Source organism: Actinomadura sp. 1N219 (assembly GCF_044326405.1).
Lineage (GTDB): Bacteria > Actinomycetota > Actinomycetes > Streptosporangiales > Streptosporangiaceae > Spirillospora.
In genome coordinates this window covers 737,680-763,053 of record NZ_JBIRAY010000001.1, presented here as the reverse complement: position 1 = coordinate 763,053, position 25,374 = coordinate 737,680, and the positions used below count along the sequence as shown (strand labels likewise).

Below are 25,374 nucleotides of genomic sequence, written 5' to 3'. Positions count from 1 at the left end.
CGCCGCCTAGGCGGCCAGGGCGTAGGCGGCCTGGCAGGTCACGCCCGCCGGAGCCGTCCGGGCGGGGGCGCGGGCGGTCAGCAGGGTCGTCGCGACGGAGAGCGTCAGATCGCCGAGCGTCACGTCCAGGGCGCCGGCGACCGCGGCGATCATCTCGCTGGACGGCTCCTTCACCCCGCGTTCCATCTCGGAGAGGTACTGCGGCGACACCCCGGCACGGCGGGACGTCTCGACCAGCGTCTCGCCGCGTTCGAGGCGCAGGCGGCGCAGGCAATGGCCGAGGGCGTCCCGCCACAGCGGCTCCGCCTGGTCGCGCGGCGGGTTCGGCTCGTCCGGCGAGGTCGGCTCGTGCGGTGTCTCATCGGCGGGCTTGAGCGGACGGGTCATCTCGGCCATGCGCACATCGTAAGTCGGAGGCGCCGCCAGGCCCTAGGCGTTCCGCCGACCGCGGAAAGGCGGGGTCTCGCGATGTCCGGGAGCGGCTGCCATTCTGGGGACGTGCGGATACTGGTCGTGGGTGCGGGGATCATCGGGGCCGCGCTGGCGGACCGGCTCGCCGGGCGGGACGAGGTCACGCTCGTCGAGGCGGAGGGGCCGGGGGCCGGGACGTCCGGCACCAGCTACGCCTGGATCAACGCCAACGACCCCGCGGACCCGTCCTACCACCGGTTCCGGACGGCGGCGATGTCCACCTGGCGCGACCTGGCCGCCGGGTTCGGCGATCCCGCCTGGTACCGGCCGGCCGGCAACACGATCTGGGCGGACGCCGATGACGCGAAGTCCCGGCTGGCCGACCGCGTCACTCGCCTCGCCGCCCTCGGCTACGCCGCCGAGGTGATCGGCCCCGGCCGGTTGCGCGAGCTCGAACCGCACATCAGGGTTCCGGACGACGCGCTCATCGCGCACCACGCCGACGAAGGCTACGTGCACGGAGGCCCCGCCGCGCGGGCACTGGCGGAACGCGCCCGCGAATCGGGTGCCGTCGTCGTCACCGGTCACCGCGCGGTGCGCCTCAACACCGAGGGCGAGCGCGTGACGGGCGTCCGGCTGGACGACGGCCGGGACCTGGACGCCGACCTCACGATCTGCGCGGCCGGCTGGCGCAGCCCCGCGCTCCTGGCCACCGCCGGCGTCGTCCTTCCGCTGGTCGACCCGTCCGAGCCCGGATCGGACGCGCCGTGCCTCGTCGCCACGACCTCGGCCGCGCCGGGCGTCGTCAACGGCCTCGTCCACGCCCCGGGCCTCTCCACTCGCCCGGCGGAGGACGGCGGTCTCGTCCTGGAAGCCGACGACCTGGACGCCGGCGTCGACGAGTCGGCCTCACCGGCGCTGATGGACGCGGTCGGCGCCGAGCTGCTCGCGCGGGCGCGGGTGCTCATCCCCGGCCTGACGGCCGAAGTCGCCCGAGTACGGCGGTGCGTCCGTCCTCTCCCCCTCGACGGGTACCCGCTCATCGGCTCGCAGCGGCCCGGCCTCTACACCGCCGTCACCCACAGCGGCATCACGCTCGGCCCGCGTCTCGCCGTCCTGATCGACCAGGAGATTCACGGCGACGCCTCGCCGGAACTCGACGCCTACCGCCCAGACCGCGCGGACTCTTAGGGCTTGCGGGCGACGCCGCAGAACGCGTCCACCTCGGGCGCCTCACCGAACGGGTTCGGTTCGGGACGCCAGCGGGACACCGAGACCACACCGGGTTCCAGCAGTTCCAACCCGTCGAAGAACCGCGCGATCCGCTCCGGGGTGCGGAGTTCGTAGTCGTAGCCGGACTCGTCCCGGACGCGTTCGGCCTCCGCCGCGGCGTCGGGCCGGACGGTCTTGGTGCCGTCCTCCAACGCCAGATAGCTGCCCGGCGGGAGCGCGTCCAGAAGCTCGCGAAGAATGGCGTGCGCCTCGCCGTCGTCGGAAATCGTGCCCAGCACCCCCAGGATCATCAGGGCGACGGGCTGGGTGAAGTCCAGCGTGGCGGCGGCGCCGCGCAGGATGCCCGCGGGATCGCGGGCGTCGGCGTCGATGTAGTCGCAGGCCCCTTCGCGGGTGCTGGTCAGCAGCGCGCGTGCGTGCGCGAGGACGAGCGGGTCGTTGTCGACGTAGACGATCCGGCTGTCGGGAGCGACCCGCTGCGCGACCTCATGGGTGTTGTCGTGCGTGGGCAGACCGGTGCCGATGTCGAGGAACTGGCGGATCCCGGCCTCGCCCGCGAGGAACCGGACGGCGCGTCCCAGGAACACCCGCGCGTGCCGCGGCACCTCCTCGAAGCCGGGATACACCTGAAGGATGTTCTCGGCGAACACGCGATCGACCGGATAGTTGTCCTTGCCGCCGATGAAGTAGTTCCAGACGCGGGCCTGGTGCGGCACGGTCGTGTCGATCTCGGGGGGCTGAACCGGTGGGTCGTCCATACCGCCCCATCCTGCCGCTTATTCGGAGCTTTGACATGCTCATGGATAAGCCGAGAAAGGACATTCATGCGCGTCGCAATCCTCGATGACTACCAGGACGTCGCACTCCGGGCGGCCGACTGGTCGCCGGTCCACGCAACGATCGACGTGTTCCGCGCCCCGCTGGGCGGCGAGGACGCGGTGGTCGCCGCGCTGCAGCCCTACGACGTGCTCGTGACGATGCGGGACCGGACGGCTCTGCCGAAGAGCACGCTCGAACGGCTGCCGAACCTGCGGCTGATCGTCGTGACCGGCAGGCGCATCGCGGCGATCGACATCGCGGCCTGCGCCGGGCTGGGCATCACGGTCAGCGGCACCGCCCCGCTGGCCGAGGGCGGGGCGGCCGAGCTGACCTGGGCGCTCATCCTCGCCGCCGTGAAGCGGCTGCCCGCCGAGCTGGCGAGCGTCCGCGCGGGCGGCTGGACGACCCGGCTCGGCACCACCCTCACCGGCCGGACGCTCGGCGTCCTGGGCCTCGGCCGCCTGGGCTCCCAGGTCGCCGCCGTGGGCAACGCGTTCGGGATGCGGGTCGTGGCCTGGAGCCAGAACCTGACGGCGGAACGCGCCGCCGAAGCCGGTGCGGCGCTCGTCGGGAAGGAGGAGCTGTTCGCCGCGTCCGACGTGCTGACGATCCATCTCGTCCTGTCGGACCGCACGCGCGGGCTGGTCGGGGAGCCCGAGCTGCGGCGGATGAAGCCGGACGCGTGGCTGGTCAACACCAGCCGGGGGCCGATCTGCGACGAGGAGGCCCTCCTCCGCGCCTGCCGGGAACGCTGGATCGCGGGAGCCGCCCTCGACGTCTACGACCGGGAGCCGCTTCCGGCCGACCACCCGCTGCGCACCCTCGACAACGTCCTGGCCTCGCCGCATATCGGTTACGTGACCGAGGAGACCTACGCCTCCTGGTACGGCGACGCGGTCGAGAACATCGTCGCGTTCGCGAAGGGTTCGCCGATTCGAGTACGGCACTCGTGAAGTTCGTCTGAAGCCCGGCTTCTGGCTCTCAGTCGAGCCGGTCTTCGCCGATGGACGCCAGGCGATCGGCCGCGTCCGGGTCGGCTTCGCCGATCCGGTTCAGCAGGCGGTGCAGGAGGGCGTGAAGGGTCTCGAATTCCTCGGGGCTGGTGAGTTCGGCCCACCGTTCCTCGATCCGGTCTCCGGCACCGGCGGTGATGGGCTGCACCGCCCTCCCCCGGTCGGTGAGCACGATCAGCCGGGACCTGCCGTCGCGGGGATTGGGGCGTCGTTCCAGGTAGCCGCCCCGCTCAAGCTGGTCGACCGACTGCGCCATCGTCTGCTTGCGGACGCCGGCGCGCACCGCCAGATCGCGGATCTGGATCCCCTCCGGCGGGACGAACGGGAACACCTTCGCGTCCCCGGGCCGGATGTCGCCGAAACCGGCGTCGGCGAGGGCCGTCTCGATGCCGGCGGTGTACTCGCGGTGGAGCAGGCGCAGGAGGAGCGAGAACCGAGGCCGCTTCGAGGACGAGTCTGCACGCATATTGACAGGCACCTGTCTACTTTCTAAGTTGGTCAGGTAACTGTCTAGTATGTCATCGTCCGCGAGGAGCCGGCCATGCCGACCGCACACGTCCTGGACTCGACGATCTTCTACCGGGAGGCGGGCGCCGGGCCGGTCCCGTTGGTCTTCCTGCACGGCAACCCCACGTCGTCGTATCTGTGGCGGGACGTCCTGCCCGCCGCCGAGGCGTCCGGACGCTGCCTCGCGCCCGACCTGATCGGCATGGGCGAGTCGGGAAAGCCCGACATCGCCTACACCTTCGACGACCACGCGCGGTACCTCGACGCCTGGTTCGACGCCCTCGACCTCGGCGAGGTCGTGCTGGTCGGCCATGACTGGGGCGGCGCTCTCGCCTTCGACTGGGCCGCCCGCCGCCCCGGACGGGCGCGCGGCATCGCCTTCACCGAGACGATCGTGAAACCGATGTCCTGGGCGGAGTTCCCCGCCGAGGCCCGTCCCCTGTTCGAGTCGATGCGGACGCCCGGCGCCGGCGAGGCCCTGGTGCTGGACGAGAACGCGTTCATCGAGCAAGCGCTGCCACGCACCGTCGCCCGCAAGCTGAGCGACGAGGACCTGGCGGTCTATGCCCGCCCGTACCCGACCAGGCAGAGCAGGACTCCGTTGCTGCAATGGCCACGGTCGATGCCGCTGGACGGTGAGCCCGCCGACGTCGTCGCCAGAGTCAGCGCCTATGACGAGTGGCTGGCGGCGAGCCCGGACGTCCCCAAACTCCTGCTCGCGTTCGAGCCCGGCCCGGGCACGATGATGAGCGCGGGACTCATCGGCTGGTGCGCCGCCCACATGTCCGCTCTCGAAATCGAGACGCACGGCCCCGCCGGACATCACACGCCCGAAGACCAGCCCGAGGCCATCGCGGCATCGCTCGTCGCATGGCTGGAGAAGCACGGCCTCCTCTCCGGCGCGGAGGGCTGAGCGCGATGCGAGCGATCAGGCAGTCCGCGTTCGGCGGCCCCGAACAGCTCAGGCTGGAGGACGTGCCCGACCCGCGTCCCGCAGGCGGCGAGGTGCGGATCCGGGTCGAGTCGGCCGGCGTCCACCTGCTGGACACGGTGATCCGCCAAGGCGGAGGTGGGCCGCGCGTCGCGCCCCGCCTGCCGATGACGCCGGGCCGGGAGGTCGCCGGGGTCGTCGACGAGATCGGTCCCGGCGTCGGCGCGGGGCTCGCGGGCCGGCGCGTCGTGGCCGATCTCGGGCTTGCCGGCGGCGGGTACGCCGAATTGGCCGTGGCCCCGGCGGAGGCCGTCCACCTCATCCCGGACGGCGTCGACGCCGACGCCGCCGTGGCGATGGTCGGCACCGGCCGGACCACCATGGCCATCCTCGAACTCGCCGCACCGGCCGCCGACGACGTCGTTCTGATCACCGCGGCCGCGGGCGGGATAGGGGCGCTGCTGATCCAGGCGGCGCGCGCCACCGGCGCGACGGTGATCGGGGCCGCGGGCGGTCCCGGCAAGGTCGCGCTGGTCCGGCGGCTCGGGGCCGACCACGCCGTCGACTACGACCGGCCCGGCTGGCCGGACGCCGTCCGCGACGCGCTCGCCGGCACGCCGATCACCCTCGCGCTGGACGGCGTCGGCGGCCCGATCGGCCGGAGCGCGCTGGAACTGCTGGCCCCCGCCGGACGGCTGGTGATGTTCGGCTCGTCGTCCGGATCCCTGACCGAACTGTCGAGCGCCGACCTGTTCGGCCGGGGCATCAGCGCCGCGTCCGCCGTCGGCGCGCGCATCCTGAACCGTCCCGGCGGCACCCGGACGCTGGAACGCGACGCCCTAGAGGCGCTCATCGACAAGCGGCTCATCCCAGTGATCGGACAGCGGTTCTCGTTGGCGGACGCGCCCGCAGCCCACGCCGCCCTGGAATCCCGCGCGACCACCGGAAAGACCGTCCTGAGACCGTAGTCAACGCGGCTCCTGCCCCGGTCCGCCCAGAACGTCGACAGCCAAGTGGGTCGCCTTCGCCTCGGAGGGCACGCGTCGCCGGGACAGTTCCTCGATCAAATCGTCGGCGCCCATTGCCGACAGTGCCTCCCGCAGTCCCTTCGTGTCGCCGGTGAACTCGAAAGCACGGACGGCTCGCTCGGCCAACGTCCTGGCCATGTCATGGGCACCTGTCCATCTCAATTCAAACAGGATCTCTACAATGCCAGAAGGATTGGTCCGATGGACTGTCACAACCGTTCGCTCAGCCAATATCAAGGCTAGCCGCGGGTCTATGTTCTGCACTTCCAGCAGCATCTGCGCCATGCTGAACGCGCTGGCGATGTCGACCGATGGAACGGCTCGTTCGGCCAACTGCCTCGCCAGGGCCCCGCCCTTCATCATTCGCACTTCCCGCAGCATCTGCAGCATGTCGTACGCGTTGGTCGCGTTGACGTCGGGAACGGCTCGCTCAGCGAGCGTCTCAGCGAACCGCGGCTGCAGGTATCGCAGTTCGACCAGCGTCCGCACCACACTCCATGAGTCGCTGACCTCGACCTTCCGGGCGGCCCACTCGGCCAATGTATTGGCGAGCTCTGAGACGCCCAGCTGGCGCAGTTCTCCCAGCAGTCTCGCCACGCCGTCGGTGTCCGTCGTCAGGCTGACCTCGGCCACGACTCGTCCAGCCAGTTCCGATGCGAGATCGGGCGCACCGGCCTGCCGAAGCTCGGCAAGCAGTCGCGCCGCCTCGCCCGGGGCGGTGACGTGCATTACGGGGACGACTCGCTCGGCCCATGTCCGGGCGGCGTCATAGGCTCCCAGCGCACGCAGTTCCTCCAGCAGTCTCGTCACGTCGCCGGGGTCGGTGCTGACGCTGACCTCGTTGGCGGCCCGTACCGCCAGCGCCAGCGCCTGCGGTGTCGCATGCGCCTTCCTGAACGCCCCCAGCATTTCCGCCGCGGTCACCGGATTGGCGAGCGGGAGGTCGCTGATAGAGCCCGCCGGGTCGCGGGCGCCCGTGTCGCCGTGAGTGGAGTCGGCGCGTTCGCCGGACGGTTCGTCCTGCAAATGGCCGAGCATGTCTTCGAGATGCCGGCAGCGGTGTTCGGTCTGGGCGATGCGCTCATGAGCCTGCCGCAGGCGGTGTTCGAGGTCGGCGACCTCTTGCTCCAGCCGGTCTTTCTCGGCCTCCATGGCGGCGCGGTCGACGTCCCACGCCGCACGCAGTTGGCTGTGCTGGTCGGAGAGTTCCTCGATCTGGCGGATCCGGTCGGCCAGCTGCTCCTCCAGCGCGTGGGCGTACCGTTCGGCCTCGCGCTGACCGACCTGGGCCAGCTCCAGCGCGTCGCTGACCACCCGCACCTGGTACTGCTGCGGGTGGGCGACCTTCAGCGCCCCCAGATGCAGCTCGGTCAAATGGTCGCGGACCTCTTGGGAGACCTCCTTGCCCTGTTCGGCCTGGATCGCCAGCAGCGTGTTCAGGAACCACAGGTCGCGGGCCACTCGCTTGCCGTTGAGGTAGCGCGACAGGGTGCCCTTGTCCACCGGGTAACGTGCGGCGAACCGGTTGATCGTCATCCCGGCGGCCGTCCATATCGTGCGCAGCTCACGGGTCCAGACCGCGATCTCAGGGCTGAGGTCGGGACTCAGCGGCGCGAAGCCGGACGCGTCGCAGGCGGCCGATTGCCGGAGGGCCAGTTCGGTCATGGGTCCATGGTCGGCGCTCGCGCTCCGGAAAATCGCTCGTTGCCGCCTTTCGAGCGTTGCCGTTTGCTGCAACACCCGCACCGCACCGGTTGCGGCGTGGTGCAACGCCACGCGGATCTGGCTTGCTGGTTTCCCCGATCGGTGAAAGGACAGCCAGGAATGCCTCAGCCCGCCGACAACGTCTCCCGGTCCCCGGCTCCCCCGTCTGACGGACGGGGCCCCGGGGTGTTCGTGCCGCAGCATGTGGTCGCCGCCGCGGCCTGCGTCCTCGTGGGGATCATGGCGGGCGGCCTGGTCTGGCTCGCCCCTGAGATCTGGCTCCCCATCGGCGCCGGAATCACGGTCACCTGCCTGTCACTGACGCTGTACGGCCTCTGGCACGACCGCCACCGCGGCTAGAGCCCGTCCCGGCTGACGGCACCCGCCCTCCGCGCACGGGCGGGTGCCGTCAGGCGTGGGGCTGCTTCACTCGGTCAGGTAGACCTGTTCGAAGTGGGCGTTGCCGAAGGTGCGGCCGGAGAAGTCGTTCTTGGGCCAGCCGGCGTTCTTCACGTGGTGCGCGTTCTCGACGTTGGCGAAGAACGGGATGATCCAGCCGCCGCGGTCGAACTGGATCTGGTAGATCTGCTGGGTGAGCTGGTTCTGTTTGGCCAGGTCAGTGGTGCTCTGCGCCTGCTCGTAGAGCGAACGCACCTGCTTGAGGTCGTCCCCGCCGAGGTGGGTCAGGGAGTTGGTCTCGCTGAGGTCGGTCAGCGCCATCAGGGTCAGGTAGTTGCCCTGCGTCGGCCACTTGTCCACAGAGAACTTCCAGCTGTGGAAGTTGGGGCCGAACAGCGTCGCCGTGTCCACCTGCCGGACCTTGATGTTCATGCCGATCTCGGCGGCGTTCCGCGCCAGGACGGTGCACATCGGCACCGCCTCCGTCGAGACCGGGCCGGTGACCAGCTCGACCGTGACGCCCTCCTGCCCGGCCTCCTTGAGGAGCTGCTTCGCCTTGGCGACGTCGCGCTTGCGCGTGAGCTGCTTGGGGTAGGCCGGGGCGAACGGCTCGGGCAGGTCGTTCGCCACCACGCCATGCCCGGACAGGGTGGCGGTGAGCGCCTGCTCCCGGTCGATCGCCAGCCGCAGCGCCTGACGCACCCGGACGTCGTTGAACGGCGGCTGCTCCATGTTCATGTAGATCCCGGTCCACGCCCCGGTCTTGGACTCCATCAGCTTGAGCTGACGGTGCTTCTCGATGGTGGGGATCTGCGGGTACGGGAGCTGGTTGATCGCGTCGACCTGGCCGGTCACCAGCGCGTCGATCCGGGCCGAGTCGTCGTTGACCACGTTGACGACCAGCTCGTCCAGGTAGGGCTTGGGGCCCAGGTTCGCGGGGGCGGCGGAGTCGCTCGGCTGGGACGGGCCCGTGGCGTTCCAGTAGTTGGCGAAGCGTTCGCAGACCCACTGCCGGTTCGGGGTGAAGCTCTTGTACTTGAACGGGCCGGTGCCGACCGGGTTGCGGGGGTCGAAGCCCACCGGGACGATCTTGAACGGGCTGGCGAGCGTGCTCCGGAAGGTGGCGGCGGGCCGCAGCAGCTTCATCCGCAGCGTGCGGCCGTCGAGCTTCTTGATCTCGTTGAGGTCGACGAGCGGCTTGAACTTCCCGACGATCACCGATCCGGGCAGGGTGAGGGCGCGCTTGAACGTGAACATCACGTCGTCGGCGTCGAGGGTCTTGCCGTTGTGGAACTCGATGCCCTGCTTGACGCGGATCGTCCACTCGTCGCCCTTGGGGTTGGACTCGATCAGCTCCGCCATCTGCAGGTGGTACTGCATCTCGTTGCTGTAGTCGGCGAGCTGGTCGTAGAGGACGCGGGCCATGAAGCTGACCGGGACGCTGTTGAGCAGCATCGGGTCCAGTGTGTCGGAGCCCTTGGCGCCGCCGGTCGCGACGGTGAGCCGGCCGCCGCGGCGCGGCTTGCCCGCGGCCTGTTTGCCGCCGTCGTCGCCGCAGGCCGCGAGCGTCGCGCCGCCGACGGTGGTCAGGCCGACCGCGGCCGCCGTGCCGAGGAACCCGCGTCTGCTGAGACCTGATCGTGGTTGCGTGGTCATGTGCGGTCCTCCTGCGACCGTTGTTCCGCTGGGACGCCGCCCGTCGCGGCCTTGAGTCCGGGGGACCCGAACTCGGGGGTGGCCGCGATGAGCTGCCTGGTGAACGGGTCATCGGGGTGGTCGAGCACGTCGTCCACCTGTCCGGTCTCGACGAGCCGGCCGGCGCGCATGGCGATGACGCGGTCCGCGATGGTCCTGACCAGCGCGAGGTTGTGCGTCACGAACAGCAGCGCCAGGCCCTCCTCGTCCTGCAGCGTGCGGAGCAGCCGCACGATCGACGCCTGGACGGAGACGTCCAGCGCGGAGGTGATCTCGTCGCAGATCAGCACGTCGGGACGGCACACCAGGGCCCGCGCGATCGCGACCCGCTGCCGTTCCCCGCCGGAGAGCTCGTTGGGGTAGGACGACGCCACGCTCGGCGAGAGCGAGACGCGTTCCAGCGCCTCGGCGATCGTGGTCGCGGCCTTCGCCGACGGCATCGAGAACAGGACCTTCAGCGGCTCGCGCAGCGTCTCGCCGATCGAGCGGCGCGGGTTGAGCGAGTTGTAGGGGCTCTGGAAGATGTACTGCACCGCGCGCCGCTGTTCGAGCGGACGGTCGCGGGCGCGGGTCGCCATCGCGGCGTCCCGGAAGCTGATGCCGCCGCTGTGCTGTCGGTGCAGGCCGATGATGCTCCGCGCCAGGGTCGTCTTGCCGCAGCCGGACTCGCCGACCAGCGCGAGGCATTCCCCGCGGGTCAGGTCCAGGGACACGTCGTGGAGGATCTGGCGTCGCCCGTGGAAGGCGTCCAGATTCGACACGCGCAGGAGTACCTCGTCCTGGCTTCCGGTGCGGGCGGCGGCCTGCCGGGGCGCCTCGCGGGACGGGCCCGACGAGAGATGCTCGGCGCGGATGCAGAGGACGTCATGGCCGCCGTCGACCTCGACCGGCTCCGGGACGGTCGACGCGCACTCCGGCAGCGCCTCGGCGCACCGGGGGTGGAACATGCAGCCGGTGGGACGCCGTCCAGGCGGCGGGGTGTCGCCGGGGATCGCGGCCAGCTCCCGGCGCTCCGACACGACGGGCACGGCGGCGAGCAGGGCGCGGGTATAGGGGTGGACGGGCCGGTCGAAGATCTGGGCGCTGGTCCCGGCCTCCACGACCCGTCCGGCGTACATGACCATGATCCGGTGGGCGAGTTCGGCCACCACCGCCATGTCGTGGGTGACGTACAGCGCCGCCACCCGGTGGACGGCGCACAGCTCCCGCACGGTCTTCAGGACGCGCGCCTGCGTCGTGACGTCGAGGCCGGTGGTGGGCTCGTCCAGCACGATCACGCGGGGGCGGAGCAGGAACGCGAGCGCGAGCGTGACCCGCTGCTGCTGCCCGCCGGACAGCTGGTGGGGGAAGCGGTCGAGGAACGCGTCGTCGGAGTCGAGGCCGACCTCGCGCAGGGTGGTCCTGATCCGCTCGTCTCGCTCCTTGTCGGGCAGGTCCGGCTGGTGGAACTCGAACAGCTCGGTCAGCTGGCGGCGGAGCCGCAGCGCCGGGTTCAGCGCCATCGACGGGTCCTGCGGCACGTACGCGACCGTGCTGCCGCGCAGCGCGGTGAGCTTGCCGGGGGCGAGGCTCGCGACGTCCTGCCCGTCGATCAGGATGCTGCCGCCGGCGATGCGGGCGCCGCGCCGGGCGTCGCCGAGCAGCGCCAGCCCGACCGTGGTCTTGCCCGAGCCGGACTCGCCGACCAGGCCGAGCACCTCGCCCGCGTCGATCGTGAAGTCCACGCAGTCGACGACGTCGACGCCGCGTCCGGCCAGGTCGATGCGCAGGCCCTTGACCGTCACCGCCGTCACGACTTCACCTCCGGGGTCTCCCGGATCTCCTGCGTGTCCTGGGACGAGACGCGGGCGACCGTCCAGGAGAAGCCCTCGGTGATCAGGTTGGTCCCGAACGTGAACACCGCGATGCACACCACCGGCAGCACCACGCCCCACGGCTGCAGCGCCAGGCCCTGGTAGTTCTCCTTGATCATCAGGCCCCAGTCGGCGGCGGGCGGCTGCAGGCCGACGCCGAGGAAGCTCATCGCGGTGACGATCCCGATCGACCAGGTGAGCCGGAGCCCGAACTCGACCATCAGCGGGGTCATCACGTTCGGCAGGATCTCCCGGCGCACGATCCGGAGGCGGGGCGCGCCGAGGGTCTCCGCCGACTCGACGAACTCGCTGGACACCACTTCCCTGGACGCGCCGTACGCCACCCGCGCGACCTGCGGCACCCACGCGACAGCCACGATCAGCGGCAGCAGCGCCGTGCTCGCCCTGGCCATCGCCACCAGGAGCAGGATGAGGACGAGCGGCGGGAACGCGCGCAGGACGTCCATCGCGCGCATCAGCACCTCGTCCAGGACGCCGCCGCTGTAGGCCGCGGTCATGCCGATCGCGGCGCCGACGGCGACGCCGGCCAGCGTCCCGGCGAACGCGATCCAGACGATGCTCCGCCCGCCGGCGAGGACCCGGGAGAGCACGTCCTCGCCGAGGTAGTCGGTGCCGAGCAGGGCGGTGGACGACGGGGCCGCGTAGGGCGCGCCGACGATGTCGTCGTGGCCGTGCGGCGCGAGGAACGGGCCGGCGAAGGTGACCAGGAGGATCAGCCCGGTCAGCACCAGCCCCACGCGGATGCGGGGTTCGCGCAGGCAGCGGCGCAGCAGTGCGGCGTTCATGCGCCGGCCGTCCGCAGCCGGGGCGTGACGTACACGGTCAGGACGTCTCCGAGGAGGTTGAAGACCACGTAGCAGGCGGCGAACATCAGGCAGATCAGCTGGATCACCGGGACGTCGCGGTTGTTCACCGCGTCCACGAGGGCGCTGCCGAGGCCGGGGTAGTTGAACACCTGCTCGATGACGAGGATCCCGCCGGTGAGGTACGCGAGCGCGAGCGCGGTCCCCTGGATGGCCGGGACGAGCGCGTTCGGCAGGACGTGGCGGCGCAGCACGACGCGTTCCGGCACGCCCTTGAGCCGCGCGGTGCGCACGTACTCCGACTCGTACGCGTCGATCACCGAGCCGCGCACCAGCCGGGCCAGATACGGCAGGACGCCCAGCACCAGCGCGACCACCGGGAGCACGAGCTGCTCGACGTTGCTGAACGGGCTCTCCCCCGGCGCGAGCAGCACCGTGCCGGGCAGCAGGTGGAACACCGACGTCGCGAACAGGATCACCAGCAGCAGCGCGATGATGAACTCGGGCAGCGCGGTGAGCCCGAGGGTGACCACGAGCATCGCCCGGTCGGCGGGACGGTCGCGCCGGCGTCCGGTCAGCGCGCCGACGAGCACCGACAGCGGCACCACGATGGCCGCCGAGATCACCACGAGCACGGCGGAGTTCACGACCCGGTCGCCGACCAGGGCGCCGACCTGCTCCTTGGTGACCAGCGACTGGCCGGGATCGCCGGTGAGGACGCCGCCCAGCCACGAGAAGTACTGCCGCAGCAGCGGCTCGTCGAGCCCGAGTTCGGCGCGGAGCGCGGCGACCCGGTCCGGCGTCGCCTCCCGTCCGAGGGCCGCGCGCGCCGCGTCGCCGGGCAGCACCTGCGTAGCGAAGAACACCAGGACCGACACCAGCAGGACCACCGCCGCGCCGAGCAGCAGCCGCCGTACCAGCCACAGCCAGCGGGCATGGGGGGAACGTTCGCCCAACTTCATCACCTCGTCGTCCCCGGAAGAATGCGGCGGCTCTGTTGTGGATGTCAACAGTCGAGGAATGGAAAGAGTCTCGGTTCTGAGACAGTAATTCGGCTCGCCGATGTTTCGGGCAGAGACTCGATCTGGGGAAGGACGACCTGATCACAGCCGTCCGGAACGGGTCGCGACCGGCAGGTGGTGCACGTGCTCGCGCGTGCCGGGCGGCGAACTCACGAAGTCGGCGCGGGCCCGCTATCGCCGGGCTGCTTCGCAGTTCATGGCGATGCCGACCTTACTGTTGACAATCACAACACAGCACTCGGATACTCGGAGCGCTCCAGGGCCGTCCGACGGGAGCGGTCTGACTTGGGGCGGTCGACGGGAAAACGCGAATCGAATAGCCGGGCGGTGGGGCGTGGTGTCCGTTTCTGACAGGGTCGTGCCGAGTGGTCCCAGGCTTTCGGTCGGGGCGCCGAACGATCCGGACCTGCTGGTGCCGTTCGCGCGCCGCGCGGAGGAGCTGGGCTTCGCCGGGATCTGGACGCAGGACACGCTGAGCACCAAGAACTCCTCTCTCGACGGGCTGCACGTGCTCTCCTACCTGGCCGCCGTCACGGAACGGCTCCGCCTCGGCATCGGCGTGCTGTACTCCGGACGCCGGAACCCGGCCGTCCAGGCGAGGGAGCTGGCCACCATCGACCAGCTGTCCGGCGGGCGGCTCACCGTCGGGCTCGGCGTCGGCAACGACTACCACCGGGAGACCCTCGCCGCGCTGGGGATCGCGGCCGACCGGCCCGTCCGGCGGCTGGTCGAGGGCATCGGCGTGATGCGGGCCCTGTGGAGCGGCGCCGAGGCCGACTACGACGGGGAGCTGTACTCGTTCTCCGGCATCCGGTCGCAGCCGGACCCGGTGCAGCGGCCCGGCCCGCCGATCTGGATCGGGGCCCGCGCCGAGCCGGCGCTGCGGCGCGCCGTGCGCATCGCCGACGGCTGGACCGGCGCCGCGCCCGCCGCGATGGACGACTTCCTCCAGCAGCTCGAATTCGTCAAGCGGGAGCTGGCCGACCAGGGACGCGACCCGGCCGGGTTCACCATCTCCAGGAGCCTCTACATCGCGGTCGAGGACACCGAGGAGAAGGCGCGGCAGCGGCTGATCCCCGCGTTCGACCGGGCGTTCGGCGGGAACCCGGTCTACGACGCCGCCGGGATGGCCGACCGCGTCGCCGTGTTCGGCACGCCGGAGCGCTGCGCCGAGCGGCTGGGCGAGCTGTTCGACGCCGGGGCGGACGAGCTGGTCCTCTACCCGATGTACGACCGGATGGACCAGCTTGAGGCGTTCGGCGAACTGGTGTCGGCGCTGCCCGCCCGCCTCCCATGACGGCCGGGCCCACGCTGCTCGGCTACGTCGACCCGCTCAGCGTCGCGGCCGGCGACGAGATCCGGCTGATGGTGAGCGCCACCTCCGATTACCAGGTCGAGCTGGTGCGCCTCGTGCACGGCACGGACGATCCGCGCGGTCCCGGGGCCCGCGAGGAGCGCGTCGACATGGCGTTCGAGACGCAGGCGGGACGCGTCCAGCCGCTGCCGTCCGGTTCGTACCTGCGCGCGCCCGCGCATGCGTCGCTCGACGTCGACGCCTTCACCGTGGCGGCGTGGATCATGCCGACGATGCCCGCCGGCGGACGTCCCCGCGCCGTCATCGCCCGCCGCGACGCCTCCGAACATCGCGGCTGGGCGCTCGGCCTCACCGGAGACGACCGGCTCGCGGCGTGGGCGGGCGCAGGCGACGAGCCGGTCGCCGCCACCGGCGAAGCGATCCCCACCCACCGCTGGACGTTCGTCGCCGCCTCCTTCGGCTCCCATGAGGTGACCCTGGTTCAGGTCCCGGTGCCCGAGTGGCCGGTCGGCTCATGGCGGGCGTCCGCGTCCGCCACCGGCGAGATCGACGTCACTGCGACCGACATCCAGCCCCAGGTCGGAGCCTGGTGGACGGACGGGACGACGGCGGCCGCATGCTTCAACGGCCGCATCGACCGTCCAACCATCTTCGCCGGAGCCGCGGACGAAGAAGCGCTCGCCGCCGCCGACCCGGAGCAGCGGCTCGGGCTGCCGGTCCTGGCGCGCTGGCGTCCCGGCCAGGACGCGGGAGGCGTGACGGTGCCCGACGCCGGTCCGCACGGGCTGACCGCCGAGGCCGTGAACACGCCGGTCCGCGGCGTCCCCGGCGCCAACTGGACGGGCCGGGAGATCGACTTCCGGCTCGCCCCGGACGAGTACGACGCGATCCACGTCCACGACGACGACCTCACCGACGCCGGCTGGGAACCGCAGCTCACCCTGCGCCTGCCGGACGAGCTGCGCAGCGGCGCCTACGCCTTCCGGCTCCGCGCCGGGCGGGAGCACCTGAGCATCCCGTTCTTCGTCCGTCCGCCGTGGGGCACGACGACGTCCCGGCTGGCGGTGCTGATCTCCACCTTCACCTATCTCGCCTACGCCAACTCGCATTGGAACCTGGAGCGGTCGGGCCCGGACGGCCTCGACTACGCGACGACCGAGCAGCACCGGTGGTCCGCGGCGCACAAGGTGTGCAGCCTGTACGACTTCCACCGCGACGGCAGCGGCTGCTACTACGCCTCGCGCCTCCGTCCGCTCACCACCCTGACGCCGGACTACAGGAGCTCGTTCGGGCCGTGGATCCTCAGCGCCGACCTGTGCCTGCTCGACTGGCTCGAACACGAGGGCATCGGCTACGACGTGGTCTGCGACGACGAATTGCACGCCGAGGGGGTCGCCGCGCTCGCCGGGTACGACGTCGTCCTGACCGGTGCGCACCCTGAGTACTTCACGGCGCCGATGCTCGACGCGCACGAGGCGTACCTGGCGGGCGGCGGACGGGTGATGTACCTGGGCGGCAACGGCTACTACTGGGTGACCGGGGTGTCGCCGCTGCAGCCGCACATCATCGAGATCCGCCGCGGCCACACCGGGACCAGGGGCTGGGAGGTCCCGCCCGGCGAGACGCATCTGAGCACGACCGGCGAGGCGGGCGGGCTGTGGCGGCATCGGGGCCGCGCGCCGCAGCGGCACGTCGGGGTCGGCTTCGCCGCGCAGGGCGGGCGCGGCACGGGCCGTCCCTACCGTCTCGCGCCGCCCGCCGACGACAAGCGCGGCGCGTTCGCGCTTTCCGGCGTGGACGGTCTCATCGAGGCGGACGGGCTGGTCAGCCATGCCGCCGCCGGGATGGAGATCGACCGGGTGGACGCCGCTCTCGGGACGCCGCCGCACACCGTCGTCCTGGCCACGGCCGACGGGTTCAGCGACTCCTTCCAGCTCGCGGTCGAAGAGATCCTCCAGTCGAATTCGCGGCAGGGCGGCACCGTCGAGCCTCGCGTCCACGCCGATATGGCGTTCTTCGAGTACCCGAACGGCGGCGCCGTGTTCAGCACCGGCTCGATGGCCTGGTGCACGGCGCTGGGCGTGGACGGATACGCCAATCCGGTGGCGAAGGTGACCGGCAACGTCCTGCACCGCTTCCTGGACCCGGCGCCGTTAATCCAGGAACCGTCCACCTGACGACCGACCGACCTCCGGGGAGAGCGATGACGAGCGATCGACCGAGCACGGCGCCGCCTGGGATCGACCCTGACCGGCTCGCCGCGCTGCTGGACGCCGAACGGACCAGGTGGACCGAGGCCCGGCCACGGGCTGCGGCACTGCGTGAGCGCGCACGGCGGTCCCAGTTGCACGGCACCCCGCAGCACTGGATCAGCCAGTTCCCGCCCCCGGTCCCGCTGGTGGTGGACCGCGCGGTGGGCGCACGCCTGTACGACACCGACGGGCACGAGTACGCCGACTTCGGCCTGGCCGCGACGGCCGCACTCTGGGGCCACGACCATCCCGCGGTCGTCGCGGCCATCCGGGACCAGCTCGACAAGGGAAGCGTCACCCTCTGGTCGGGTGAGGACCACGTCGCGGTGACCGAAGAACTGGCGCGCCGCTTCGGCCTTCCGTTCTGGCAGTTCACCGTGTCGGCGACGGACGCCAACCGCTTCGCCCTGCTGCTCGCCCGGGTGACCACCGGACGGCAGAAGATCCTCGTCTTCCACCGCGCGTACCACGGTTCGCTGGAGCAGGCCGGGGTCGTCCTGACGGCGGACGGCGAGGTGGCGCCGGAACCCGGCGTCGATCCCAACGGCGTGGACGTCCGCCAGACCACGAAGGTCGTGGAGTTCAACGACCTCGACGCGCTCGAACGGGCCCTCGCCCCGCGCGACGTCGCCGCCGTTCTCGCCGAACCGGTGATGACCAACGGCGGCGCGGTGATCCGTCCGGAGCCGGGCTTCCACGCCGCGCTGCGCGACCTCACCCGGCGCACCGGCACGCTGCTGATCATCGACGAGACGCAGACGATCCCGGCCGGTCCTGGCGGCTGTACCCGGGAGTTCGGCCTGGACCCCGACCTGATCACCCTGGGCAAGCCGATGGCGGGCGGCATCCCGGCGGGCCTGTACGGGATGTCGGACGCGGTGGCCGCAGCGGCGGAGCGCTACACCGAGCACGGGGACGGCGGCCTCGGCAGCACGATGGCGGGCGGGCCGCTGTCCGTCCGGGCCATGCGCGCGGTGCTCACCGAAGTCATGACCGACAAGAACTACGCCCACATGAGCCGCTTGGCCGAACGCTACGAACGCGACGTCGCGGCGGTCATCGCCGACCACGACCTGCCATGGCACGTCGGACGGCTGGGCGGCCGCGTCTCGTACGCGTTCACCCCCTCCCCGCCGCGCAACGCCGGGCAGCTCTACCCGCGCGTCGGCTCGTCGGCCCGCCAGGCGCTTTGGCTGTACCTGGCCAACCGGGGCGTCGTCCTCAACGCCATGAGCGGCGCGGCGCTGATGTCGCCGATGACGGCCGAGGCCGATGTCGAACTGCACGGCGCGCTGTTCGCCGAAGCGATCGGCGCGCTCACGGGCAGGAAGGGCCGCTAGCCGTGGACGACCTGTCCGAAACCCAGCTCGAACAGTTCCGCGCGGACGTCAACCGTTCGAGGACGCCCGGCGCCTACGAACCGGGCCGCTGGTCGGTGGCGCCCGCGAACCGCGACACCGCGATGACCGGCGCGATGCCCGAACGCGTCCGGCTCCGCGACACATCGATGCGGGCGATCGAGTCGCTGCCCGGCGTCACGGCGTCCCGCGAGGCGAAGACCGAGTTCCTGCGGTTGCTGGCCCGTTCGGGGGTGCCGGAGATCGTCCTCGCCACGCCCGGCCGGTCCGGGCACCACGGCGACGGGCGCGGCCTGGACGCGGTCCGGGCCGATCTGGCGCTGGTCAGGGAGGAGCAGCCGGGCTGCGTCGTGTACTGCCCGTTCGTGTCCGCGACGGACGGCGTCGATCTCGCGCGCGATCTCGGCTTCGACGGCGTGCAGGTGGCCGTGCCCGCGTTCGGCCCGGCGGCGGGCATCTACCGCCCGTCGGTCCCGGCCTCCCGGGAAGAGGTCGTCGCGCAGGCGGCCGAGGTCGCCGGGCACGCCCGCGCGCAGGGCCTGCGGGTCGCCGTCGCCTTCACGATGGTGTCCTTCCTGACGGACGGGGAACTGGCCGAGACCGCCGCGGTCATGGCCGGCGCGGGCGCCGACGAGCTCACGCTCTTCGACGGGCCGGGCGCACTCGGGCCCGAAGCGTTCGGGCAACTCGTCCGCGCCACCGGCACCGCCGCACCGGACCTGGAGATCGGCCTCCATCCGCACAACACCTTCGGCCTCGGCGTCGCGTGCGCCGTGAGCGCGGTGCGGGCCGGGGCGACCGTCGTCGAGTCCTCGGTGAACGGCTATTGCGGCGGCCCCGGCAACGCCGACCTCGCCGCGACCGCCGCCGCCTTCGAGGCGCTCTACGGAGTGGGAACAGGCATCCGCCTGGCCGCGCTGACGGAACTGTCCCGGACGGCCGCAGAACTGACCGGCCGCAAGCCGGCGGTCAACCAGCCCATCACCGGACCGGACGCGTTCTGCTGGGGCGGCGGCGACTGGGTCGTCATCGAGTCCGAAGTGGACCCGCTGATGCACAACTGCATTGAACCGGCCCTGTTCGGCAACGAGCGCCGGATTCCCCTGACACCCCAGAGCGGCCCGCGCGTCCTCGCGGCCACCCTGCACCGCCTGGGCATCAACGCGGACCCGGCCCTGCTCCCGTCCATCGCGGAGCGATGCCACGCGGAACTGACCCGGCTGGGACGCCTCCTGACCGACGAAGAAATCCGCGCGATGGTCGCCGACAGGCGTAGGTGACGCCGGACATTGCTTCCCCGTCAGATCCAGGCGGTGGGACGGTCGGTCGGCAGCTCTACGGGAAGCCGGACGACCGCGAGCGGCGGCCCGTCCGGCGCGGCGGCGTCCAGCACCCGCAGCTCGCAGCGCCGCGACCCCGCGTGCCGCGCGACGACCAGCAGCAGCCCCGCGCCCTCCGCGACGTCGCCGCCGCCAGGGACGAACACGGGCCGCCCGGCGGTCCAGCCCTGACCGAACGACGCCCGCCGGACGCGTCCCGTCTGCAGGTCGTGGCGGACGACCGCGCCGCCGTCCGCGCCCGCGTGGGCCGAGCCGAAGACCACGCGGTGCCGCGATCCGCAGACCCGTGCGTCGACGACGGCGTCGTCCAGCCCGGCCGACAGGACCTCCTCGCGGACGGCCCCGGTCGCCCCGTCGAGCACCCAGCGCTGGAGCCGCGGGGGCTCGGCGGCGGGCGCGGGCTCGGGCTCGGCGTCGAAGGCGCGCACGTGCCGGATGCCGTCGAGGACGACTCGTTCGCCGTCCTCGTAAGCGTTGACCGCCCGGAACACGTAGCACGAGGTCACTCGGAACCAGCGCGGCTCCGCCCCGGGCGACCAGCGCGGCAGGAGCCCGATGCGCGCCGGACGCTCGGGCCGCCAGACGTAGGGCGAGCGGGCGCCGACCAGCGCCGCCGCCCGCGAGTAGGCGACCGGCAGGTCGAGCACCACCAGATGGCGGCGGGTGACGGCGGCCGCGTGGAGGAGCGGAGCGCCGTCGAGCGGGAAGGGCTCCGCGTGCAGGACGGTCCCGTCCCCGGACGCGATCAGATGCTCGGCGTGCCCCATCCCGGGATAGGCGGCCACGGTGTGCCAGAGATCCGACCCGGCCTCGCGGACGGGCCGGGCGAGCGACGCCGTGCCGGGCCCGTCGGGCGGGCCGAGGTCCGCGTGCCAGAGTGAGGGGGCCAGGGCGGGCAGCGGTCCGAGCGGCGCGCCGTGCCGCACCGGCAGCCGCTCCCGGAGCCACCGGGCGCCGCGGCCGGTCACCCGGACGCCGGAGAAGGCGTGCGGCCCGGCGGACGCCCGGCCGACGGGCCCGGACGCGGCCGGATGCCGGGCGGCCTGCACGAAGGCGCCGTCCAGCCACTCGGGCAGCGTCCCCGCGACGGGGAGGGGCTCGTCCGCGGTCGAACGGCCGATCGCGGCGGCGGCCAGGGCCGTCCGCGGGCCGGCGCTCCTGGTCGCCGTGGCCATCCTCACCGCCCCTCTCCGGGGCTCGCACAGGACACATAACAGTGTTGTGGTTAAAACATATCGGTGTTATGCCACACTGTCAACGTGAGCCCACGACGGACCGCACCAGACGCCCGCACCGCCCTCATCGAGATCGGCGCCCGGCTCCTGGACGAGGAGGGCCCCCAGGCGCTGACCACCCGCCGCATCGCCAACGAGGCGGGCAGCTCGACGATGGCCGTGTACACCCACTTCGGGGCGCTGAGCGGGCTGGTGCGCGAGATGGTCCACGAGGGCTTCGACCGTCTCCAGCGGCACCTCACCGCCGTCCGCCGGACCGACGACCCGGTCGCCGACATGGCGCTGCTCGGCCGCGCCTACCGCTACAACGCGCTGGCCAACTCGCACCTGTACGCGGTCATGTTCGGCGGGTCCTCGCTGGGCGGGTTCTCGCTCTCGGAGGAGGACCGCCAGTCCGGCCGCTACACCCTGGCCAACGTCACCACGTGCGCCGCCCGCTGCATCGCGGCGGGCCGGTTCCGGGCGGGCGACCCCGAGCTCATCGCCCACCAGGCGTGGAGCGGGCTGCACGGCCTCATCACCCTCGAACTGGGCCACTACCTGATCGAGCCCTATGACGCCGAGAGCCTCTTCGAGGTCCAGCTCGTCGGCCTGATGACGAGCGCGGGAGACGACGGGCAGGCCGCCGCCCGCTCGGTCGACGCGTCCCGGAAGCGTTTCCAGCACGAGGTCGGCTGGATCCCCGCCGGAGGCGCCTGACCCGCCGCGGGGAAACGAAACCCGCGCCCGGTCGCGAACCGCAAATCAGGAGCCGCATTCCTGTCTCCTTTCTTCTAGCGTGCCCTTTTTCCAGGATCGGCTTACGCCGCACTCACGCGCCGTTGAAAGGCCATAGGTCAGTGTCATAACGTCCGAACCGCTGGCAATCATCGGACGCCGAGGAGGCCCGCGGTGGCGCACGTTCGACCGGCTGCAGGCCGCCGCCGCCCGTCCTTCGCCGCGGCCGTGGTCATCACCGGGCTGCCGATGTTCATGGCCACGCTCGACAGCCTCGTCGTCACGTTCGGCCTCCCGATGATCCGCCGCGACATGGGCGCCTCGCTGGAGACCCTGCAGTGGGTCGTCAACGCCTACACGCTGGCGTTCGCGAGCCTGCTGCTCACCGCCTCGGCGCTCGGCGACCGGCTCGGCCGCCGCCGGATGTTCGCCGGCGGCATCGCGCTGTTCACGCTGGCGTCCGTGCTCGCCGCGCTCGCCCCGACCACCGAGATCCTGATCGCCGCCCGCACCTTGCAGGGCACGGCGGCGGCGGCGATCGTGCCGCTCTCGCTCACGCTGCTGGCCGCCTGCGTCCCGGACGGGCGGCGCACGGTCGCGATCGGGATCTGGGGCGGGATGAGCGGCCTGGGCGTCGCGCTCGGCCCGGTGCTCGGCGGCGTCATCGTCGACGGGCTGGCCTGGCAGTGGATCTTCTGGATCAACGTCCCCGCCGGGATCGTGGCCATCCCCCTGGTGCTGACCGTGCTGCGCGAATCGCGCGGCCCGGACCGGACGCTCGACCCGCTCGGCCTGGTGCTCGCCGGTATCGGGGTGCTCACGATCGTGTGGGCGATCGTCCGGGCCGACTCCAGGAGCTGGACGTCGACCGCCACGATCACGCCGCTGATCGCCGGAGCGGCGCTGCTGGTCGCCTTCCTGGCCTGGCAGCGCCGGGCCAGCGCGCCGCTGCTCCCGCTGCGCCTGTTCCGGTCCCGCGGGTTCGGGGTCGCCAACGCCGTCACGCTCACGTTCTCGTTCGGCACCTTCGGCTCGGTGTTCCTCCTCGCCCAGTTCTTCCAGGTCGTCCAGCACTACTCGGCGCTCGAAGCCGGGGTCCGCACCCTCCCCTGGACGATGGTGCCGATGGTCGTGGCGCCCATCGCGGGCATCGTGACCGGGAAGATCGGCGGCCGGGTGCTCGTCGCGGCCGGCCTGACACTGCAGGCGGTGGCGCTCGCCTGGCTGGGCGCCGTCATCGAGACCGACGTCCCCTACAGCGCCCTCGTGCTGCCGTTCGTGTTCGCCGGCACCGGGATGGGGCTGACCCTGACGCCGCTCTCCACGTTCGTGCTGGCCAGCGTGGACGACCAGGACCACGGCAAGGCGTCCGGGACCAACAGCACCCTGCGCCAGCTCGGCGTCGCGCTCGGCATCGCGGTGCTGACCTCGGTGTTCGCGGCGAACGGCGGCTACGCCTCCGGCGACGCCTTCACCAGCGGCCTGGTCCCCGCGGTCATCCTGGGCAGCGTGGTCGTCCTGGCGGGCGCGCTGATGTCCCTGCGGCTCCCCAGCCGCGACCGGAAAGCGGCCACCTCCCGCCGGCGATGAATTCCTCTCGGTCCGAGCCCGAAATTCGGACCGATGAATTAATGGCCCGCAATTCAGAAGATGCACCCGTGACCGGGCCGATCACACAATGGTGTCGGGCGATTCACGACGAACGATCTCAGGGAGATCAAAATGACCGACCCGCATCAGGTGCTCGCCGATCTCACCGCCGAGGGGAAGGTCCTCGACGGGCTGCTGTCCGGTCTCGACGAGGCCGGCTGGAAGACGCCGACCCCGGCGCCCGGCTGGACGATCCACCACCAGATCGCCCATCTGAGCCAGATCTTCGACATGGCCGGGCTCGCAGCGGGCGATCCGGAGGCGTTCACCGCGATGACGTCCAGGCTGAGCGACGACTTCAACGCCAACGTCGACGCCGCGATGAAGCCGTACCTGGCTCAGGAGCCCGGCGAGCTGCTGGCCACCTGGCGCGGGAAGGTCGCCGCGTCGGTCGCGAACCTCGGCGCGGTGCCGCCCGACCAGACGGTGCCGTGGCTGGTCCGGCCGCTGCCCCCGGCGATCCTCGCCTGCGCCGGGATCATGGAGACGCTCGGGCACGGGCAGGACGTCCTCGACGCGCTCGGCGTGGAGCGCGAGTGGACGGACAGGATCGTCCATCTGGTCGGCTTCGCCGTCCTGGTGCAGGACTTCGGCTATGAGGCGCGCGGCCTGAACCCGCCCACCGTGCCGTTCCGGTACGAGCTCACCCTGCCGTCTGGCACGCCGTGGGAGTTCGGGCCCGAGGACGCCGAGAACAGGATCAGCGGCCCGGCGAGCGACTTCTGCCTGCTGGTGCTCCGCCGCCGGCACCGCGACGATCTGGCGCTCACGGCCGCGGGCGGGGCGGCGAACCTGCACCTAGACGTCGCGCAGGCCTACCGCGGCCCGGCGGGCGCGGGCCGGCAACCGGGACAGTTCGCGACGTCCGCGACGAGTTGAGACGAAAGACCAAGAGCCGCGCACCCGGTCTGGACCGGGATGCGCGGCTCTCGGGCGGGGGCGGTCAGGAGGCGTCCGGCTCGGGCCTCCGCAAGCGCGGGACGGCGGGCACGGCCCGCCCTGAGGGATCGGCCGCCCGGGACCCGACGTGGCGGGCCGCCGCGAAAGCGGCCCAGGAAGTGAGCTCGATCAGGGCGGCGTCGCCCGGGTGGTCGCGCCGGAAGTCCTCGACCGCCGAGTCTCCCACCTGGTAGGACGCGAGGGCCGTCAGCAGCGCCAGGCGTCCGGCCGGGCGGTCCTTCTCGGGCAGGCCGGACACGGCGCGGGAGATCCAGGCGGTGTCGATGCCGGGCGGCCGGCCGTCCCAGCCCGCCAGCTCGGCCAGGACGAGGGCGCGCACGGACGCGGGAACCGACCGCTCGCCGGCCGCGTCGACGGCCGCGGCGGCTCGCGCGAACGCGCCCGACACGGCCGGGGAATCCGCGGCCCATGCCAGGTCGGCGGGGAGTTCGGCGGCAGGCAGCAGCGGCAGGGAGGCCCCCGGAGCGCGTGGCTTGAGCACGATCCTCCGCAGGAACCTGCCCATGATCCGGACGACCCTCCCCCGGGCCCTGGACGGCAGGCTCGGAGGGAACGGCGAGTCGCTCAGGAACACGTTCACCATGCGGTTGATGTAGTGGAAGACCACCGCCGTGCCGATCAGCTCGGCCGCCTGCCCGGCGGGGAACGGCACGGGGCTCCGTCCGCCCGGCTCGCGCAGCGCGAGCGTCCGCGCCCAGGTCGCGATGGACCGGAGGTGCGGGTCGCGGATCGTCCCGAGGCCGTCGGCCATGACGGCGGCGGCGTCCTCGCCGCGGACGAGCCCGTGCAGGGTCATGCCGTGCACCTCGACGCAGAACGGGCACCTGTTGTCGAGCGAGACGGCGGACGCGACGGCCTCCTTGGCCGCCCGGTCCGCCGCCCCGCTCGCGACCAGCGTCTCCCGGAGCGTCATCCAGCAGGCCGCGAGGAGGTCCGGCGCGGGCGAGTGCAGGATCACCGGCGGGGCGAGCACGCCGAAGTCCCGCTCGACCTGCGCGTAGATCTCCCCGACCGGCGCCCGCGCCCCCTTGTGCCGCACGATGGCGACGTGCCGGACCAGGTCCTGCGCGCCGGGCCGGGCGATCCGCGCGAACAGCGTGGTCATCGC

The 25,374-nt window shown here is 72.1% G+C and carries 22 protein-coding genes; 12 read left to right on the top strand and 10 right to left on the bottom strand.

Going from position 1 to position 25,374, the window contains the following annotated elements; all coding sequences use genetic code 11:
• Nucleotides 1–6: 6 nt before the first annotated feature.
• Nucleotides 7–396, bottom strand: a complete 390-nt coding sequence (locus tag ACH35V_RS03485) for a helix-turn-helix domain-containing protein (protein ID WP_395970038.1) — start codon at nt 394–396, stop codon at nt 7–9.
• A gap of 102 nt (nt 397–498) precedes the next feature.
• Between ACH35V_RS03485 and ACH35V_RS03480 the strand changes: the two genes are divergently transcribed.
• Nucleotides 499–1,602, top strand: a complete 1,104-nt coding sequence (locus ACH35V_RS03480; RefSeq protein WP_395970037.1) for an NAD(P)/FAD-dependent oxidoreductase — start codon at nt 499–501, stop codon at nt 1,600–1,602.
• Here ACH35V_RS03480 and ACH35V_RS03475 read toward each other — a convergent pair.
• Nucleotides 1,599–2,402, bottom strand: a complete 804-nt coding sequence (locus tag ACH35V_RS03475) for an SAM-dependent methyltransferase (protein WP_395970036.1) — start codon at nt 2,400–2,402, stop codon at nt 1,599–1,601. The genes ACH35V_RS03480 and ACH35V_RS03475 overlap by 4 nt on opposite strands.
• Nucleotides 2,403–2,468: 66 nt before the next feature.
• On the opposite strand from ACH35V_RS03475, the gene ACH35V_RS03470 reads away from it, so the two are divergent.
• Nucleotides 2,469–3,416, top strand: coding sequence for a D-2-hydroxyacid dehydrogenase family protein (locus ACH35V_RS03470; RefSeq protein ID WP_395970035.1), 948 nt, complete (start codon nt 2,469–2,471; stop codon nt 3,414–3,416).
• 28 nt (nt 3,417–3,444) lie between these two features.
• Here the strand turns inward: ACH35V_RS03470 and ACH35V_RS03465 are convergent, their stop codons facing one another.
• On the bottom strand, nt 3,445–3,942 hold the full coding sequence (locus ACH35V_RS03465) for a MarR family winged helix-turn-helix transcriptional regulator (RefSeq protein WP_395970034.1): 498 nt from the start codon (nt 3,940–3,942) through the stop codon (nt 3,445–3,447).
• A gap of 54 nt (nt 3,943–3,996) precedes the next feature.
• Between ACH35V_RS03465 and ACH35V_RS03460 the strand changes: the two genes are divergently transcribed.
• Both ACH35V_RS03460 and ACH35V_RS03455 read left to right on the top strand, forming a co-directional pair.
• Nucleotides 3,997–4,896, top strand: coding sequence for a haloalkane dehalogenase (locus tag ACH35V_RS03460; protein WP_395971126.1), 900 nt, complete (start codon nt 3,997–3,999; stop codon nt 4,894–4,896).
• Nucleotides 4,897–4,901: 5 nt separating this feature from the next.
• A complete protein-coding gene (locus ACH35V_RS03455) occupies nt 4,902–5,882 on the top strand; it encodes a zinc-binding dehydrogenase (RefSeq protein ID WP_395970033.1) in 981 nt (326 codons plus the stop codon).
• On the opposite strand, the gene ACH35V_RS03450 is transcribed toward ACH35V_RS03455, so the two are convergent.
• A complete protein-coding gene (locus tag ACH35V_RS03450; RefSeq protein ID WP_395970032.1) occupies nt 5,883–7,607 on the bottom strand; it encodes a hypothetical protein in 1,725 nt (574 codons plus the stop codon).
• 159 nt (nt 7,608–7,766) lie between these two features.
• Between ACH35V_RS03450 and ACH35V_RS03445 the strand changes: the two genes are divergently transcribed.
• Nucleotides 7,767–8,006 (top strand): hypothetical protein, encoded by a 240-nt coding sequence (locus ACH35V_RS03445; RefSeq protein ID WP_395970031.1) that lies wholly within the window; start codon nt 7,767–7,769, stop codon nt 8,004–8,006.
• Nucleotides 8,007–8,072: 66 nt separating this feature from the next.
• Here ACH35V_RS03445 and ACH35V_RS03440 read toward each other — a convergent pair whose 3' ends face one another.
• The 4 genes from ACH35V_RS03440 to ACH35V_RS03425 are packed head-to-tail and all read right to left on the bottom strand — an operon-like array spanning nt 8,073 to nt 13,373.
• The gene (locus tag ACH35V_RS03440) at nt 8,073–9,701 is read right to left on the bottom strand and encodes an ABC transporter substrate-binding protein (RefSeq protein WP_395970030.1); all 1,629 of its coding nucleotides are present in this window, start codon (nt 9,699–9,701) and stop codon (nt 8,073–8,075) included.
• On the bottom strand, nt 9,698–11,533 hold the full coding sequence (locus ACH35V_RS03435) for an ABC transporter ATP-binding protein (RefSeq protein WP_395970029.1): 1,836 nt from the start codon (nt 11,531–11,533) through the stop codon (nt 9,698–9,700). The genes ACH35V_RS03440 and ACH35V_RS03435 overlap by 4 nt, the downstream gene beginning before the upstream one ends.
• Nucleotides 11,530–12,399: an ABC transporter permease gene (locus tag ACH35V_RS03430; RefSeq protein ID WP_395970028.1), complete on the bottom strand. Its 870-nt coding sequence runs from the start codon at nt 12,397–12,399 to the stop codon at nt 11,530–11,532. The genes ACH35V_RS03435 and ACH35V_RS03430 overlap by 4 nt, the downstream gene beginning before the upstream one ends.
• Complete coding sequence (locus tag ACH35V_RS03425; RefSeq protein ID WP_395970027.1) at nt 12,396–13,373, bottom strand: ABC transporter permease; 978 nt, start codon at nt 13,371–13,373, stop codon at nt 12,396–12,398. The genes ACH35V_RS03430 and ACH35V_RS03425 overlap by 4 nt, the downstream gene beginning before the upstream one ends.
• Nucleotides 13,374–13,776: 403 nt before the next feature.
• Here ACH35V_RS03425 and ACH35V_RS03420 point away from each other — a divergent pair, with 403 nt between their 5' ends.
• Genes ACH35V_RS03420 through ACH35V_RS03405 form a run of 4 tightly spaced genes read left to right on the top strand, consistent with a single transcriptional unit; the run spans nt 13,777 to nt 19,644 of the window.
• Nucleotides 13,777–14,736: an LLM class flavin-dependent oxidoreductase gene (locus ACH35V_RS03420; protein WP_395970026.1), complete on the top strand. Its 960-nt coding sequence runs from the start codon at nt 13,777–13,779 to the stop codon at nt 14,734–14,736.
• The gene (locus ACH35V_RS03415) at nt 14,733–16,931 is read left to right on the top strand and encodes a N,N-dimethylformamidase beta subunit family domain-containing protein (RefSeq protein ID WP_395970025.1); all 2,199 of its coding nucleotides are present in this window, start codon (nt 14,733–14,735) and stop codon (nt 16,929–16,931) included. Before ACH35V_RS03420 ends, ACH35V_RS03415 begins: the two co-directional genes overlap by 4 nt.
• Nucleotides 16,932–16,957: 26 nt before the next feature.
• Complete coding sequence (locus tag ACH35V_RS03410) at nt 16,958–18,346, top strand: transaminase (RefSeq protein ID WP_395970024.1); 1,389 nt, start codon at nt 16,958–16,960, stop codon at nt 18,344–18,346.
• Between the two features lie 2 nt (nt 18,347–18,348).
• Complete coding sequence (locus ACH35V_RS03405; protein ID WP_395970023.1) at nt 18,349–19,644, top strand: hypothetical protein; 1,296 nt, start codon at nt 18,349–18,351, stop codon at nt 19,642–19,644.
• Between the two features lie 20 nt (nt 19,645–19,664).
• On the opposite strand, the gene ACH35V_RS03400 is transcribed toward ACH35V_RS03405, so the two are convergent.
• Nucleotides 19,665–20,879: a carotenoid oxygenase family protein gene (locus ACH35V_RS03400; RefSeq protein WP_395970022.1), complete on the bottom strand. Its 1,215-nt coding sequence runs from the start codon at nt 20,877–20,879 to the stop codon at nt 19,665–19,667.
• Nucleotides 20,880–20,963: 84 nt separating this feature from the next.
• Between ACH35V_RS03400 and ACH35V_RS03395 the strand changes: the two genes are divergently transcribed.
• The 3 genes from ACH35V_RS03395 (at nt 20,964) to ACH35V_RS03385 (ending at nt 24,185) form a co-directional block, all read left to right on the top strand.
• Entirely contained in the window at nt 20,964–21,638 is a 675-nt protein-coding gene (locus ACH35V_RS03395; RefSeq protein ID WP_395970021.1) for a TetR/AcrR family transcriptional regulator, read from the top strand.
• A gap of 192 nt (nt 21,639–21,830) precedes the next feature.
• Nucleotides 21,831–23,246 (top strand): DHA2 family efflux MFS transporter permease subunit, encoded by a 1,416-nt coding sequence (locus ACH35V_RS03390; protein ID WP_395970020.1) that lies wholly within the window; start codon nt 21,831–21,833, stop codon nt 23,244–23,246.
• A 132-nt stretch (nt 23,247–23,378) separates the two neighbouring features.
• A complete protein-coding gene (locus ACH35V_RS03385) occupies nt 23,379–24,185 on the top strand; it encodes a TIGR03084 family metal-binding protein (protein ID WP_395970019.1) in 807 nt (268 codons plus the stop codon).
• Nucleotides 24,186–24,249: 64 nt separating this feature from the next.
• Here the strand turns inward: ACH35V_RS03385 and ACH35V_RS03380 are convergent, their stop codons facing one another.
• A complete protein-coding gene (locus ACH35V_RS03380) occupies nt 24,250–25,371 on the bottom strand; it encodes a carboxymuconolactone decarboxylase family protein (RefSeq protein WP_395970018.1) in 1,122 nt (373 codons plus the stop codon).
• Between the last annotated feature and the right edge of the window lie 3 nt (nt 25,372–25,374).